A 1,349-nucleotide genomic window follows, 5' to 3' on the forward strand; every position below is an offset into this window, starting at 1 on the left:
CCATCGCCTCGCACATTCCCAGCAAGCAGATCGGCAGCAGTTTCTTCCAGGAAACCCACCCCGACCGGCTCTTCAACGAGTGCTCGGTCTACTCCGAGCTGATCAGCACCGCGGAGCAGGCGCCCCGCGTCATGCACAGCGCCATCCAGCACGCCGTCGGCCTCAGGGGCGTCGCCGTCGTGACCCTTCCCGGTGACATCGCCGGTCTGGAGGCGACGGCCGAAACGCCGGCCCCGGCGACCTTCCGGCCGGCAACGCTGATGCCGGACCCCGCGAGTGTGCAGGAACTGGCCGACGCCATCAACGCCGCCGGCAAGGTGGCCATCTTTGCCGGTGCCGGCGTCGAGGGCGCGCACGACGAGGTGATTGCGCTCGCCGGGCTGATCGCGGCGCCGATCGGCCACAGCCTCCGCGGCAAAGACTTCATGCAGTACGACAACGCCTATGACATCGGCATGACCGGGCTGCTGGGTTACGGCGCCGCGGCCGAGGGCATCGAGGACGCGGACCTGCTGATCCTGCTGGGCACGGACTTCCCGTACGACCAGTTCCTTCCCGGAACCCGGACGGCGCAGGTGGACCGGGCCGCGCACAAACTGGGGCGGCGGACCGACGTCGACGTCGCAGTGCACGGCGACGTCCTCCCCACCCTTGCCGCCCTCATGCCGTTGGTCACGGCCAAGAAGAGCCGCCGTTTCCTGGATGCGATGCTGAAGAGGCAGGACCGGCGCATGAAAAAGGCCGTGGGGGCGTATACCCGCAACGTCGGGACGAAACAGCCGATCCACCCGGAATATGCGGCCTCGCTGCTGGACCAGGTGGCGGCGAGGGACGCGATTTTCACGGCGGACACCGGCATGTGCAATGTCTGGACCGCCCGGTACATCAACCCGCTGGGCACCCGCCGGCTGATCGGCTCGTACCTGCACGGGTCCATGGCCAACGCGCTGCCGCACGCGATCGGCGCCCAGCTGGCATACCCCGGCCGGCAGGTGGTTTCGGTCTCCGGCGACGGCGGCCTGTCGATGCTGCTGGGCGAGCTCATTACGGTCGCCGCGCACCGGCTGCCCGTGAACGTGGTGGTCTTCAACAACTCCACCCTGGGCATGGTGAAACTCGAAATGCTGGTGGACGGGCTCCCGGACTTCGGCGTCGACGTCCCGGACGCCAACTACGCGGACGTTGCCCGGGCCCTGGGCTTCCACGCCGAGCGCGTCACGGATCCGTCCCGCATCGAGGCCGCGTACCGGGAAGCCTTCGCCCACCCCGGCCCGTCGCTGGTGGAGCTCATCACGGACCCCAAGGCGCTGTCCCTCCCGCCGAAGATCAAGGGCGCGCAGGTCCTGGGC

At 68.9% G+C, this 1,349-nt stretch carries 1 protein-coding gene; it reads left to right on the forward strand.

Annotation, left to right across the window (positions count from 1 at the left end):
* Window positions 1–1,349 (forward strand): thiamine pyrophosphate-dependent enzyme (locus LQV45_RS32945; RefSeq protein WP_230011866.1); only part of this gene is annotated, 1,349 nt, incomplete at both ends.

This window comes from Microbacterium sp. Bi128, assembly GCF_918698205.1.